Source organism: Synechococcus sp. CBW1107 (assembly GCF_015841355.1).
Taxonomy (GTDB): Bacteria; Cyanobacteriota; Cyanobacteriia; order PCC-6307; family Cyanobiaceae; genus Regnicoccus_A.
On record NZ_CP064908.1, the window covers coordinates 1,928,823 to 1,941,536 of the forward strand.

Below are 12,714 nucleotides of genomic sequence, written 5' to 3' on the forward strand. Positions count from 1 at the left end.
TCATTGAGCTTGCGCGCGCAAGGCCTGCTCAGGTCCCTGCTCTGCAGCGATGCCGCCCGGATCCTGCTGGGGATGCTGAAGCGAAGAGCGCACGGGATAACCTCGGAAGGCTGGAGATCAGGTTCAAGACGTGGACTGGCCGGACGTCATCCTTGTCAATGGACCGTCCAGTGCGGGCAAGTCCACCCTCTGTCGACGGCTGCAGGCGCGGATTGGCCACCCCTATCTCTGCCTCGGTTTCGACGACGTTCTCTTTTTCGCTGCCCCTCGCTATTACAGGGGGGCAGACACGCCCCGGCAGGGCGACACCGATCCGTTCACCGCCGAGGGCGTGCAGATGCATCGGGTGTCCGCAGAAGGGGAGCCACTGGATGTGCGGCCCGTGTTTGGACCCGTCTTCCAGCGCCTGATCGAGACCATGGCACCTGTTGTACGCACACTGGTGGATGGCGGCAACGCCGTGATTTTTGATCATGTCCTGCATGATCAGGGGATGATGGACAGCTGCACAGCCGCCTTCGCCGGACTGCGGGTGTTCAGCGTGGGCATCACCTGTGACCTGGCGATCCTCGAGGCACGGGAGCGGGCCCGCGGCGACCGCGTCCTTGGCCGGGCTCGTGGCCTGGCGGACGTGGTGCATGGCTTCTGCACCTATGACCTGACCGTGGATTCCGGGCAGCTGGGGCCTGAGGACTGCGTGGATCGGGTGGTCTCCGCTCTGCATGGGGTCTGAACCTCCACGGCCTCCTTGACCCGCTCGGCCAATGAGGTGGCGGCCCCCTGGTTGTCGATGACCAGGTCGGCGAGCTGCCGCTTGCGCTCCAGAGGCCACTGGGTCGCCACTCGGGCGCGAGCCTCGGCCTCGCTGAGCCGGTCGCGGGCTATCAGCCGTTTCAGTTGCTGGCCCTCGTCGCAGTCCACCAGCCAGACCTCGCTGCACAGTCCCTCCAGCCCCGCCTCGAACAGAAGCGGGATCATCATCACCACCACGGGGGCCGCGGCCAGTCGAGCCAGATCGGCATCGAAGCGGGCTCGCACCAGCGGATGGATCAGTGCCTCCAGCCAGGCCCGCTCCGCCCCATCCGCGAAAACGATCCGCCCGAGAGCGGCGCGATCGATCCCTCCTGTCGCGTGGCGCACCCGGTCGCCGTACCGCTCCAACACGGCCTGCTCCCCTTGGCTGCAGGGGGCCAGGGCCTCCCGGGCGTAGCGGTCGGCATCCAGCACGGGCAACCCATGGCGCTCGGCGAGGAACCGCCCCACGCTGCTCTTGCCCGTGGCAATGCCGCCGGTGAGACCGATGCGGCGCTGCCCGCCACGCCAGCGGTGCCGGATCAGCATGGCTGGGAGCGGGGATTCGGTCCGGGGGTTGGTGGGGGCCATGGCATGGCGGCTCGGCAGGATGGCAGCACTCATCCTGCTGCCGTGACCCTCGCTGCCCTCTGGCACACCATCCCCGGTGGCCTCACCGCCCCCGATGGCTTCCTGGCGGCCGGGATCACGGCCGGTCTCAAGCCCTCTGGCAATCCCGACCTCTCCCTGCTGCTGGCGCCGGAGGGGGCCGTGTGCGCCGGTACCTTCACCACCTCGCTGGTGCGGGCCGCCTGCGTGGACCTCTGCGCCGAGCGACTGCAGGCCTTGGGCGGCCATGCCCGGGCGGTGCTGACCAATTCCGGCCAGGCCAATGCCTGCACCGGTGACCACGGCCTGATCGACAGCCTGCGAGCCACCCAGGCCCTTGCGGATCGGCTGGGGCTGGCGGCCGAGGAGGTGCTGATCTGCTCCACCGGTGTGATCGGCGTACCGATCCCGATGGACACTCTGCTGGCGGGACTCGAGCCCCTGGTGGAGGCTCTCAGCCTCGAGGGGGGCGACGCTGCTGCCACCGCGATCCTCACCACCGACCTGACCGACAAGCAGATCGCCCTGGAGGCTGATCTGGGCGGCCGGCGGGTGCGCCTCGGCGGCATGGCCAAAGGCTCGGGGATGATCCATCCCGACATGGCCACATTGCTCGGCTACCTCAGCTGCGATGCCGGTGTGCCGGCCGAGCTCTGGCAGGCCATGGTGCGGCGGGCGGTGGATCGCTCCTTCAACGCGATCACGGTGGACGGAGACACCAGCACCAACGACACGGTCCTGGCCTTTGCCGCCGGGGAACCCCTGAGCCCCGAGCACCTGGGCGCGCTGGAGGCCGGCCTGACGGCGGTGTCGCAGCACCTGGCCAGGGCGATCGCCCGCGACGGCGAGGGCGCCACCTGTCTGATCGAGGTGCAGGTGGAGGGAGCCCCGGATGATCCCGGTGCCCGGGCGATCGCCCGCACCATCTGCGGCTCCTCGCTGGTGAAGTGCGCCATCCATGGGCGTGACCCCAACTGGGGCCGGATCGTGGCGGCGGCGGGCCGCGCCGGCGTGGCCTTCGATCCCGGAGCGGTGGCCCTCTGGCTTGGCGAGCACCAGCTGATGGCCGCTGGGCAGCCCCTGGCCTTCGATCGTCCGGCGGCCTCCCGCTACATGGCCGATCGCGCCGCCGGCGCCTATCTCCACGACGACACGGTGGCCATCCGCCTGCTGGTGGGCTCCGGCCCGGGCACCGGCCTGGCCTGGGGCTGTGATCTCTCGGATCAATACGTGCGCATCAACGCCGACTACACCACCTGAAGGCTTGCGGCTGGAGGCAGGATGGAGACTTCCTCGAATCCAGCTCCCCCATGCCCGAGGCCGGAGCCCGGCGCCGATCCCGTCGATCCAGCCCGGAGGCGACAGCACCCCAGCCGCCGAAGCGCTGGGCACCCTGGGTGCTCCCCCTGGTTGCCGGTCTCGCCTTCGGCTCGGGCTACGGCATCACCGACCGCCTGCTGGCCCTGCAGGCCGGAGGGCCGCTGAAACTGGATCAGGGGTTTGATGTCAAGCCGTTCCCTGGCACCACGCTGGAAAGCCTGCGACTGCGTTATGGCGCCGACCGCGAGGAGCTGCGCGGTGATCTGGAGCTGATCGAACTGGAACGCCGGCAGCAGGAGGCCGCGGCCAAGGCCAAACGCGAGGCCAAGAAGACTGCCGAGCAGACGACGGCGGCTGGAGGCACCCAGGCTGGTGGCGCCCCGGACGGGCCCCTGACGGAGTCCTCCAGGGACACCGACTCCGCGGCTGACGCTCCGAGCCAGGAACCCGTCCCAGAGCCCGGCCCGCCCTCGCTTGACGTGCCGCCGCCACCGGCTCCCGAGCGCCAGCCCTGATCTGCCACAGTTTGCCCATAGCGGAAGGTCCCTTCGATGCATGCCCCCCAATCCCTGCTGCAGGCTGCGTTGAATCGGCTGGGGGCCCGTCTTGGCAGTGGCTTCGCCGATTCGGCAGCCAGCCTGGCCGTGCTGGCCCAGGAGGCCCCTGAGCGCCTCAGGCGCGAGCTGGAGCTGTTCTGGAGTGAAGTGGAGCAGGAGGCCCAGCGTCTCGAAACGGAGGCCAGCAGGGGCGGCACAGGCACCGAGGCCGGAGGAGGGGATGCCACCGCCACGGCTGCGGCCTGGGCTGCCGCACCTCCACAGGATCAGATCGATGATCTGCGAGCCCGGGTGGCGGCACTCTCGCGCCAGCTCGAGGACCAGGCTTGATGGACGCCTTGCGTCAACGGTGGCGGGGCTTCGCCCGCTCGCTGCGCATCTGGTGGACGGTGCTGCGCTTGCTGGGGGGGCTCTGGTGGGACGGGAAGGACTGGACCTACCGAGGCGGCTCCACACAGGAGCGGCGGGAGGCCAGGCAGCAACGCCGTGCCCGCTGGCTCACCGCTGAGTTGCTGGGGCTGGGCTCGGCCTTCATCAAGCTGGGTCAGTTGCTCTCCGCCCGTCCCGATGTTTTGCCGGCGGGCTACGTCGAGGAGCTCTCCCATCTGCAGGATCAGGTGCCCTCCTTCCCGTTCGCGGTGGTTCAGGCCCGGCTCGAGGAGGAGCTGGGAGGACGCTGCGCTGAGATCGTCGATCTCGAAGAGCGGCCTCTGGGCTCCGCCAGCCTCGCCCAGGTGCACCGGGCCAGCCTGCGCAGTGGCCGGCAGGTGGTCTTCAAGATCCAGCGGCCCGGGCTGGAGCGGTTGTTCCGGCTCGATCTGGAGGTGATGCAGCAGGTGGCGGCCGTGATGCAGCGCCATCCGCGCTGGGGTGAAGGCCGCGACTGGGTGTCGATCGCCCAGGAATGCCGCCGGGTGCTGTTGCGCGAACTGGATTTCCGCCTGGAGGCCGAACACGCGGCCCGCTTCCGTCAGCAGTTCCTCGACGATGCCGGCATCCGCATCCCCTCGGTGATCTGGGAGCTCAGCACCCGCCGGGTGCTCTGCCTGGATTTTCTGCCCGGCATCAAGATCACCGATCGCACGGCCCTTGTGGCGGCGGGCATCGATCCGGCGGCGGTGGCGGAGAAGGGGGCCGCCAGTTACCTGCAGCAGCTGGTGCGCTTCGGTTTCTTCCACGCCGATCCCCATCCCGGCAACCTGGCGGTGGCCGCCGATGGCTCTCTCATCTACTACGACTTCGGGATGATGGGCCAGCTGTCCCCGCGGCTGCGCAGCCGGCTGGGGCGGATGGTGCGGGCCGCGGCGGCGCGGGATGCCGCCGGCCTGGTGGAGGAGCTGCAGGGGGCGGGGGTGATCGCCAGGGAGGTGGATCCCGGCCCGGTGAGGCGACTGGTGCGGGTGATGCTCACCGAAGCGCTCACGCCGCCGTTTTCCACCAACGTGATCGAGAAGCTCTCCGGCGACCTCTACGACCTGGTCTATGGCCAGCCCTTTCGCTTGCCTGCCGAGCTGATCTTCGTGATGCGGGCCCTCTCCACCTTCGAGGGGGTGGGCCGCAGCCTCGATCCCGGCTTTAGCCTGATGGCCATTGCCCGCCCTTACCTCCTACCCCTGATGACTGCGAGCGGGAACGGCCCCAACGACTTCCTCGGTGAACTGAGCCGCCAGGCCGCTGAGGTGGGCAGCCGCGCCCTGGGGCTGCCGCGCCGGCTGGAGGACAGCCTGGTGCGCATCGAGCAGGGCGACCTGCAGGTGCAGATCCGCGCCGGTGAAACCGATCGGCTGTTGCGTCGTCTGGCCCTGGCCCAGCAGAGCACCAGCCTGGCGATCGTGCTGGGCGCTTTCGCCGTGGCTGCCGCGGTGCTGGGGGCCGGCAGCCAGCCGGCTCTGGCGGCGATCCCGCTGGTGGCCGGTCTGCCGGTGGGTCTGAGCTGGATCAAGCTCCAGGGCCGTCAGCGGCGGGATGCGCGCCTGGAGAAATTGCCGGGAGCCGGGGGCTGAGCCGAGGGCTCCAGGCAGGCTGGATCAGCCCTTGCCCTGGGGTCCCCGTCCTTCGGCGCCGGCATAGAGCGCCTGGCTGCCCAGTTCGTCTTCGATGCGCAGCAGCCGGTTGTACTTGGCCACCCGCTCGCTGCGGCTGAGGGAGCCCGTCTTGATCTGGCCGGCGCGGGTGGCCACCGCCAGGTCGGCGATGGTGGTGTCCTCGGTTTCGCCGCTGCGGTGGCTGATCACGCTGGTGTAGCCGGCGCGGCCGGCCAGATCGATGGCCTGCAGGGTTTCCGTGAGGGAGCCGATCTGGTTCACCTTGATCAGGATCGAGTTGGCGGTGTCGGCGTCGATCCCCCGCTGCAGGCGGCTGGTGTTGGTCACGAACAGGTCGTCGCCCACCAGCTGGAGCCGGCTGCCCAGGCGCTGGGTCATCAGCGCCCAGCCCTCCCAGTCGTCTTCGGCGAGGCCATCCTCGATCGAGACGATCGGATAGCGGCTCACCAGCGCACCGAGCTGATCCACCATCTCGGCCGAGCTGTAGCTGCCGCCGCCGAAGGCATAGCGGCCATCGGCATAGAACTCGGTGCTGGCCACATCGAGGGCCAGGGAAATCTCCTCGCCGGGCCTGTAGCCGGCCTTCTCGATCGCCGCCACCAGCAGGGCGCCGGCTGCATCGTTGCTCTCCAGGTTGGGGGCAAAGCCACCCTCATCGCCCACGGCGGTGGAGAGGCCCTGGGCGCTGAGCAGGCCCTTGAGGGTGTGGAACACCTCGGTGCCCATGCGCAGGGCCTCACGGAAGCTGGGGGCGCCATGGGGCACCAGCATGAATTCCTGAAAATCCAGGTTGTTGGCGGCGTGAGCTCCGCCGTTGATCACGTTCATCAGCGGCACCGGCAGCAGGGTGGCCATCGGCCCACCCAGGTAGCGGTAGAGGGGAAGACTCACCCCCTCGGCGGCGGCCCGCGCCACCGCCAGGCTCACGGCCAGCACCGCATTGGCCCCCAGGGCCGATTTGTTGTCGCTGCCATCAAGTTCGATCATGGCGGTGTCCACCGCCACCTGCTCGATGGCGCTGAGACCGCAGAGCACCGGCGCGATCTTCTCCTCGATGTTGGCCACCGCCTGGAGCACGCCCTTGCCGGCGTAGCGGCTGCCGCCATCGCGCAACTCATGGGCCTCATGGGCACCGGTGCTGGCGCCGCTGGGCACGATGGCGTGGCCCTGGGCGCCGCCCTCCAGCCGCACTTCCGCTTCCACCGTGGGGGTGCCGCGGGAGTCGAGCACCTCCCGAGCCACGATGGAATCGATCACGAGGTCGAGGGAGTCGAACACGAAAACTGGAGGCGGTCAGGGCTTGCGGGGATCCTATGGGTCGCCCCGGGGCGCTCTGATGTGACCGTCGGTACCGACGGCCCAGCTGAGCGGCAGGACCCGGCCGCCAGAATCAAAGTCATCTGTCCCGCTGAATTCCATGCGCCTGCTTCACACCATGCTCCGGGTGGGCGATCTGGAGCGCTCCCTGGCCTTCTACACCGAGGTGCTGGGCATGCGCCTGCTGCGCCGCAAGGACTACCCCTCCGGCCGCTTCACCCTGGCGTTCGTGGGCTATGGCGATGAGAGCGACACCACCGTGCTGGAGCTCACCCACAACTGGGACACCAGCTCCTATGCGATCGGTGATGGCTTCGGGCACATCGCGCTGGGGGTGGAGGACATCCACAGCACCTGTGAGGCCATCGCCGACAAGGGAGGGCGGGTGGTTCGGCCGCCCGGGCCGATGAAGCACGGCAGCACGGTGATCGCCTTTGTGGAAGATCCCGACGGCTACAAGGTGGAGCTGATTCAGTTGTCGTCCAGCCCCGAGCGAGCGGCGGATGAAGATGGGTTGACCTGATCCCGATGGCCTCGCGGTCCGATGCGCCCTGAGTCCCCAAGCTTGAGCACCCCCCAGCCCTTCAGCCTCACCAGCGAACCCGACCGGTTCAGCGAGGTGGCCTGGGAGCTGCTGCTGGCCTCCCAGGACCAGGCCCGTCGCTGGCGCCATGACCAGATGGATGTGGAGCACCTGCTCCAGGCGCTTCTGCAGGATTCACGCTTCGCGGCCTGGGTGGATCCCTTGCCGATCGAACGTGAGCGACTGCTCGATCGGCTGGAGGGCTTCTGCGCCGAGCAGCCCTCGTCGCCCGGCGACGACCTCTACATCGGTGATGCCCTCGAAGACCTGCTGGAGGAGGCCGACCGCCGGCGCTCCAGCTGGGGTTCGCGCCTGCTTGACATCCCCCATCTGTTGCTGGCCCTGCTCGATGAACCTCGCCTGGGAGCTGCGCTGCTGGCGGAGGAGGGGCTGAGCGAGCCGGAGTTGCTGCGCCAGCTGCGGCCCGCGGCCGCCCCTGTCTCCGGCCCAGCAGGCATCAGCTCGGCTGCGTCGGCCGGGTCCGGGCGTCCCCGCCGTTTCGAAGCGCCTCCGGCCCCATCCGACGACTGGATCGACAGCCCCACCCGGGAGCCCGCCGCGGTGCCGTCGCTGACCGCCCCCGCGGCAGCAGCCCCCGTGCCCCGTCCCCTCAGGCCTGTCCGAGCCCCTGATCAGGAGCTGACGCTGGAGGCTGAGGGGGGCGAGCCCAGCGCCCTCGAGCAGTACGGCCGCGACCTCACCGCCGCCGCCCGCGCCGGTCTGCTCGATCCGGTGATCGGCCGCGACACCGAGATCCGCCGGCTGATCCAGGTGCTGTCCCGCCGCGGCAAGAACAATCCGGTGCTGATCGGTGAGCCCGGCGTCGGCAAGACGGCCATCGCCGAGCGGCTGGCCCAGCGCATTGTCAGCGGCGAAGTGCCCGACTCCCTCAAAGGCCTGCGCCTGATCGCCCTCGACCTCGGTGCCCTGATCGCCGGCGCCAAGTTCCGCGGTCAGTTCGAGGAACGGCTGCGCAGCGTGCTGGCCGAGGTGAAGGATCCGGAGGAGGGACGTGCCGCTGCGGCCGGCGATGGCGGTGTGGTGCTGTTCATCGATGAGCTGCACACCGTGGTGAGCGCCGACCGCTCCAGCGCCGATGCCGGCAGCATCCTCAAACCGGCCCTGGCCAGGGGTGAGCTGCGCTGCATCGGGGCCACCACCCCGGAGGACTACCGCCGCACGGTGGAGAAGGATCCCGCCCTCAACCGCCGCTTCCAGCAGGTGGTGATCCGTGAACCCAGCAAGGAGGTGAGCCTTGAGATCCTGCGGGGCCTCAAGGAGCGCTATGAGCTCCACCACGGCGTCACCATCACCGATGGGGCCCTGCAGGCAGCGGTGCGTCTGGCCGAGCGCTACATCGCCGACCGCTGCCTGCCCGACAAGGCGATCGATCTGATCGATGAGGCCGCCGCCCAGCTGCGCATGGAGGTCACCTCCAAGCCCCAGGTGGTGGAGGCCGCCGAACTCGACCTGCGCCGGATCGAGCTGGCCCTGCTGGGGGCGGAGGCCGCCTCCGAGGACGAGCGCGTGAACCTTCAGGATCAGCGTCGCATCGCCCTGGAGCGCCTGCAGGATCTACAGCGGCGCTGGCAGGCGGAGCGCGAGCAGCTGGCGGAGCTGAGAGAGCTGCTTCAGCAGGACGATGAGCTCCGCCTGGCGATCGCCGAGGCCGAGCGTGACGGCGAATTCGAGGAGGCGGCCCGCCTGCAGGTGGATCAGCTGCAGCTGGTGCAGCAGCGCCGCGCCGCCCTTGAGGAGGAGCTGCTCGACGATCAGCGCGGCGGTCTCTCCCTGCTGCGTGAGCAGGTGGATGAGGGCGACATCGCCGATGTGGTGGCCCGTTGGACCGGTATTCCGATCCAGCGTCTGCTGGCCGGGGAGCGACAGAAGCTGCTGGAGCTGGAGCAGCGGCTGGCGGAGCGGGTGATCGGCCAGCCCGAGGCGGTGGCAGCGGTGGCGGCCTCGATCCGGAGGGCCCGGGCCGGCATGCAGGATCCGCGCCGGCCCGTGGGCTCCTTCCTGTTCCTGGGCCCCACCGGCGTGGGCAAGACCGAGCTGGCCAAGGCCCTGGCCGCGGCCCTCTTTGATGAGGAGGACGCTCTGGTGCGGCTCGACATGAGCGAGTTCATGGAGCGCAACGCCGTGGCCCGCCTGGTGGGGGCTCCCCCCGGCTATGTGGGCTACGAGGAAGGAGGACAGCTCACCGAGGCCGTGCGCCGCCGTCCCTATGCGGTCTTGCTGCTCGATGAGGTGGAGAAGGCCCACCCCGAGGTGTTCAACCTGCTCCTGCAGGTGCTCGATGACGGACGCCTGACGGATTCCCAGGGCCGCACGGTTGATTTCCGCCACACCGTGGTGGTGATGACCAGCAACCTGGCCAGCCGGGCCATCCTCGAGAGTGCCCGCAGTGGCGACGACTCCGGCCTGGAGGCGGCGGTGGAGCGCGCCCTGGCCGGACAGTTCCGGCCTGAGTTCCTCAACCGCATCGACGAGGTGATCCGCTTCCGCCCCCTGGCGCCGAGTGACCTGCAACGCATCGTGCGCCTGCAGGTGGCGGAGCTCGCGGCGCTGCTGAAGGAGCAGCGGCTGGAGCTGGAGATCGATGAGGCCGTGGTGAGCCGCCTGGCGGAGCTGGGCTATGAGCCGGAATTCGGAGCCCGGCCCCTGCGCCGGGTGTTGCGCCGCCGCATCGAAAACCCCCTGGCCACCGAGTTGCTGGAGGACCACTTCCGCGCCGCCCGTGGTGTGCGCGTGTCTCTCGGCGATCCCAGCGGTCCCGGTGGTGCCGACACTTTGCGCTTCCTGCCCCTGGAGTGACCCCCTGAAAGGGTGTCCGGTAGGGTGTTCGTTTGCCGGTACGCCTCGCCGTCCGGTGCGCCCGCGCCCGTGGATTCTCCAAGCCGCACCACCACCTCCGACGACATCCCTGAGCAGGAGGTCAAGCCTGCCCAGCCAGCTGGTGTCGGGGGTTTCATCTCCTCCACCCTGGAGGAGCTGCGCAAGGTGGTGTGGCCCAGCCGTCAGCAGCTCTTCAGCGAGTCGGTGGCGGTGATCCTGATGGTGAGCCTCTCGGCCGCCACCATCGCCGCCGTCGATCGCTTTTTCAGCTGGGCATCCACCCAGGTCTTCCCCTGAGGAGCCGGTGGCACCTCAACTTTCCCCCGTCCCGTTCGTTCTGAGCACCCACTCCTCCGTCCCCGTGTCCGAAGCCGATCTCGTCACCGCAGCCAGCCCCGACGGCGCCCCTGAGGAGGACGCCGCCGTTGACGTGCTCGCCCTTGAACCCCCCGCGCCGGCGGAGCGGGAAGGCAAGCCGATGGTGGCCCGCTGGTACGCCGTGCAGGTGGCGTCCAGCTGTGAAAAGAAGGTGAAAGCCACTCTGGAGCAGCGAGCCATCACGCTGGGCGTCGACAGCCGCATCCTTGAGATCGAGATCCCCCAGACCCCGGCGGTGAAGCTCAAGAAGGACGGCAGTCGTCAGGCCGCCGAGGAGAAGGTCTTCCCCGGTTACGTGCTGGTGCGGATGATGCTCGATGAAGACACGATGATGGCGGTGCGGAGCACCCCGAACGTGATCAACTTCGTCGGCCAGGAGGAGCGCCGGTCCACCGGCCGGGCCCGTGGTCACATCAAGCCCAGGCCCCTCAGCCGCCAGGAGGTCGACCGGATCTTCAAGCGCGCCGCCGAGAAGAAGCCCGTCGTCAAGGTCGATCTGGCCGAGGGTGATCAGATTCTGGTCACGGCCGGCCCCTTCAAGGACTTCCAGGGCGAGGTGATCGAGGTGTCGGGCGAGCGCAGCAAGCTCAAGGCCCTGCTCTCGATCTTCGGCCGGGAAACCCCGGTCGAACTCGAATTCGCCCAGATCAGCAAGCAAAGCTGATGGTCACGGGGCCGCCTCCCTGCGGAGGGCGGCCCAACCCGGCGGCACCGTTTCGGCGCCGCCGCCCAACGCCTCGACCCAAGGGTCAGGCGATCCGCAGCGCTTCCCTCCGTAGACCAGCCGATGGCCAAAAAAGTCGTTGCCGTAATCAAGCTGGCGCTCAATGCCGGCAAAGCCAACCCCGCACCACCCGTGGGCCCTGCCCTCGGTCAGCATGGGGTCAACATCATGGCCTTCTGCAAGGAGTACAACGCCCGCACCCAGGACAAGGCCGGCTATGTGATCCCGGTGGAGATCTCGGTCTTCGAAGACCGCAGCTTCACCTTCATCACCAAGACTCCGCCGGCTTCGGTGCTGATCACCAAGGCCGCCGGGATCGATAAGGGTGCTGCCACCTCGGCCAAGGGCCGTGTGGGCGCCATCAGCCGTGCCCAGCTCCAGGAGATCGCCAGCACCAAGCTGCCCGACCTCAACTGCTCCAGCCTGGAGTCGGCCATGCGCATCATCGAAGGCACCGCCCGCAACATGGGCGTCGCCATCAGCGACTGAACCTGCAGGAGCCCGGCTCCGCCATTCCCGCTTCATCCACCGTTCACCCCACCCGGGGGAGACCCTCGCCGCCGCCCCAGGCCCAACAAGCCAAGGCCAAGCCCGGAGAGTCGCCTGAACCCCGCTGAAACCCATGCCCAAACAATCCAAGCGTTTCACCGCCCTGCTCGAGACGATCGAGGATCGCGAGTACACCCCGCTCGAGGCCCTCGAGCTGGTGAAGGCCAACGCCAACGCCAAGTTCGATGAAACGATCGAAGCCCATGCGCGGCTCGGCATCGATCCCAAGTACACCGACCAGCAGCTGCGCACCACCGTGGCCCTGCCCAAGGGCACCGGCCAGACCATCCGCATCGCCGTGATCGCCCGTGGCGAGAAGGTGGCCGAAGCCAAAGCCGCCGGCGCCGACCTCGCCGGTGATGACGAGCTGGTGGAGGCCATCGCCGGCGGTCAGATCGATTTCGACCTGCTGATCGCCACGCCGGACATGATGCCGAAGGTGGCCAAGCTGGGCCGGGTGCTCGGTCCACGCGGTCTGATGCCGAATCCGAAGGCCGGCACTGTGGCCACCGATCTGGCAGGAGCGATCAACGAATTCAAGGCGGGCAAGCTGGAATTCCGCGCCGATCGCACCGGCATCGTGCATGTGCGCTTCGGCAAGGCCAGCTTCTCGGTCGACGACCTGCTGCAGAACCTCAAGGCTCTGCAGGAAACCATCGATCGCCAGAAGCCCAGCGGTGCCAAGGGCCGCTACTGGCGGAGTCTCTACCTCACCTCCACCATGGGTCCGTCCGTCCCCGTCGACGTCACCGCCCTGCAGGACATCAAGTTGGAGGGCTGAGCCCAGTTGAGGCGGGGTGATCGTGCTCAAGCACCCCGCCGTGTAAACTCATTAATCGGGCACGCGCCCGGCCCAAGACAGCAGGTCAGTGCTGCGTCCTCAGGGTCACCCGCTTCGGTGGTGTGTCCAAGAAGATGCAGTCCAGGTAAATCCTGCCGAGGTGCACGCGACTTTTTCCGGTTCGGATTCTCCGGGCGGATCACCGTTCAGCGGCCTCGAGG

The 12,714-nt window shown here is 68.7% G+C and carries 13 protein-coding genes; 11 read left to right on the plus strand and 2 right to left on the minus strand.

Annotated features, from left to right (window positions below):
- Window positions 1-130: 130 nt before the first annotated feature.
- Window positions 131-733: a chloramphenicol phosphotransferase CPT family protein gene (locus I1E95_RS09955; protein ID WP_197161902.1), complete on the plus strand. Its 603-nt coding sequence runs from the start codon at window positions 131-133 to the stop codon at window positions 731-733.
- Here the strand turns inward: I1E95_RS09955 and coaE are convergent.
- Window positions 652-1,341 (minus strand): dephospho-CoA kinase, encoded by a 690-nt coding sequence (coaE, locus tag I1E95_RS09960; RefSeq protein ID WP_197167381.1) that lies wholly within the window; start codon window positions 1,339-1,341, stop codon window positions 652-654. The two genes, I1E95_RS09955 and coaE, sit on opposite strands and share 82 nt — an antisense overlap.
- A 45-nt stretch (window positions 1,342-1,386) precedes the next feature.
- Here coaE and argJ point away from each other — a divergent pair, with 45 nt between their 5' ends.
- Genes argJ through I1E95_RS09980 form a run of 4 tightly spaced genes read left to right on the plus strand, consistent with a single transcriptional unit; the run spans window position 1,387 to window position 5,281 of the window.
- Window positions 1,387-2,661, plus strand: coding sequence for a bifunctional glutamate N-acetyltransferase/amino-acid acetyltransferase ArgJ (gene argJ, locus I1E95_RS09965; RefSeq protein WP_197161904.1), 1,275 nt, complete (start codon window positions 1,387-1,389; stop codon window positions 2,659-2,661).
- A 50-nt stretch (window positions 2,662-2,711) separates the two neighbouring features.
- Window positions 2,712-3,236, plus strand: coding sequence for a hypothetical protein (locus tag I1E95_RS09970; protein ID WP_197161907.1), 525 nt, complete (start codon window positions 2,712-2,714; stop codon window positions 3,234-3,236).
- 36 nt (window positions 3,237-3,272) lie between these two features.
- Window positions 3,273-3,608: a hypothetical protein gene (locus I1E95_RS09975; RefSeq protein WP_197161910.1), complete on the plus strand. Its 336-nt coding sequence runs from the start codon at window positions 3,273-3,275 to the stop codon at window positions 3,606-3,608.
- On the plus strand, window positions 3,608-5,281 hold the full coding sequence (locus I1E95_RS09980) for an AarF/ABC1/UbiB kinase family protein (RefSeq protein WP_197161912.1): 1,674 nt from the start codon (window positions 3,608-3,610) through the stop codon (window positions 5,279-5,281). Before I1E95_RS09975 ends, I1E95_RS09980 begins: the two co-directional genes overlap by 1 nt.
- 24 nt (window positions 5,282-5,305) lie before the next feature.
- On the opposite strand, the gene eno is transcribed toward I1E95_RS09980, so the two are convergent.
- Window positions 5,306-6,601, minus strand: a complete 1,296-nt coding sequence (gene eno, locus I1E95_RS09985) for a phosphopyruvate hydratase (RefSeq protein ID WP_197161914.1) — start codon at window positions 6,599-6,601, stop codon at window positions 5,306-5,308.
- Window positions 6,602-6,740: 139 nt separating this feature from the next.
- Here eno and gloA point away from each other — a divergent pair, with 139 nt between their 5' ends.
- From gloA to rplA, 6 genes are all read left to right on the plus strand, one after another.
- Window positions 6,741-7,163 carry a lactoylglutathione lyase gene (gene gloA / locus I1E95_RS09990; protein ID WP_197161916.1) on the plus strand — a complete coding sequence of 141 codons (423 nt, stop codon included), beginning with the start codon at window positions 6,741-6,743 and terminating at the stop codon, window positions 7,161-7,163.
- A gap of 21 nt (window positions 7,164-7,184) precedes the next feature.
- Window positions 7,185-10,040 carry an ATP-dependent Clp protease ATP-binding subunit gene (locus I1E95_RS09995; RefSeq protein ID WP_197161918.1) on the plus strand — a complete coding sequence of 952 codons (2,856 nt, stop codon included), beginning with the start codon at window positions 7,185-7,187 and terminating at the stop codon, window positions 10,038-10,040.
- A gap of 69 nt (window positions 10,041-10,109) precedes the next feature.
- On the plus strand, window positions 10,110-10,358 hold the full coding sequence (secE, locus tag I1E95_RS10000; RefSeq protein ID WP_197161920.1) for a preprotein translocase subunit SecE: 249 nt from the start codon (window positions 10,110-10,112) through the stop codon (window positions 10,356-10,358).
- A gap of 133 nt (window positions 10,359-10,491) precedes the next feature.
- Window positions 10,492-11,103, plus strand: a complete 612-nt coding sequence (gene nusG, locus I1E95_RS10005; RefSeq protein WP_231594981.1) for a transcription termination/antitermination protein NusG — start codon at window positions 10,492-10,494, stop codon at window positions 11,101-11,103.
- A gap of 123 nt (window positions 11,104-11,226) precedes the next feature.
- On the plus strand, window positions 11,227-11,652 hold the full coding sequence (gene rplK, locus I1E95_RS10010; RefSeq protein ID WP_006173231.1) for a 50S ribosomal protein L11: 426 nt from the start codon (window positions 11,227-11,229) through the stop codon (window positions 11,650-11,652).
- A 133-nt stretch (window positions 11,653-11,785) separates the two neighbouring features.
- Window positions 11,786-12,493, plus strand: a complete 708-nt coding sequence (gene rplA / locus I1E95_RS10015) for a 50S ribosomal protein L1 (RefSeq protein WP_197161924.1) — start codon at window positions 11,786-11,788, stop codon at window positions 12,491-12,493.
- Window positions 12,494-12,714: the final 221 nt, after the last annotated feature.

Bases quoted from the DNA above. Each gene is read 5' to 3' on its own strand.
- gloA (WP_197161916.1), top strand. From the start codon at position 6,741: ATGCGCCTGCTTCACACCATGCTCCGGGTGGGCGATCTGGAGCGCTCC.
- rplA (WP_197161924.1), top strand. From the start codon at position 11,786: ATGCCCAAACAATCCAAGCGTTTCACCGCCCTGCTCGAGACGATCGAG.
- rplK (WP_006173231.1), top strand. From the start codon at position 11,227: ATGGCCAAAAAAGTCGTTGCCGTAATCAAGCTGGCGCTCAATGCCGGC.
- argJ (WP_197161904.1), top strand. From the start codon at position 1,387: ATGGCGGCTCGGCAGGATGGCAGCACTCATCCTGCTGCCGTGACCCTC.
- I1E95_RS09975 (WP_197161910.1), top strand. From the start codon at position 3,273: ATGCATGCCCCCCAATCCCTGCTGCAGGCTGCGTTGAATCGGCTGGGG.
- I1E95_RS09970 (WP_197161907.1), top strand. From the start codon at position 2,712: ATGCCCGAGGCCGGAGCCCGGCGCCGATCCCGTCGATCCAGCCCGGAG.
- coaE (WP_197167381.1), bottom strand. From the start codon at position 1,341: ATGCTGATCCGGCACCGCTGGCGTGGCGGGCAGCGCCGCATCGGTCTC.
- I1E95_RS09980 (WP_197161912.1), top strand. From the start codon at position 3,608: ATGGACGCCTTGCGTCAACGGTGGCGGGGCTTCGCCCGCTCGCTGCGC.
- I1E95_RS09995 (WP_197161918.1), top strand. From the start codon at position 7,185: ATGCGCCCTGAGTCCCCAAGCTTGAGCACCCCCCAGCCCTTCAGCCTC.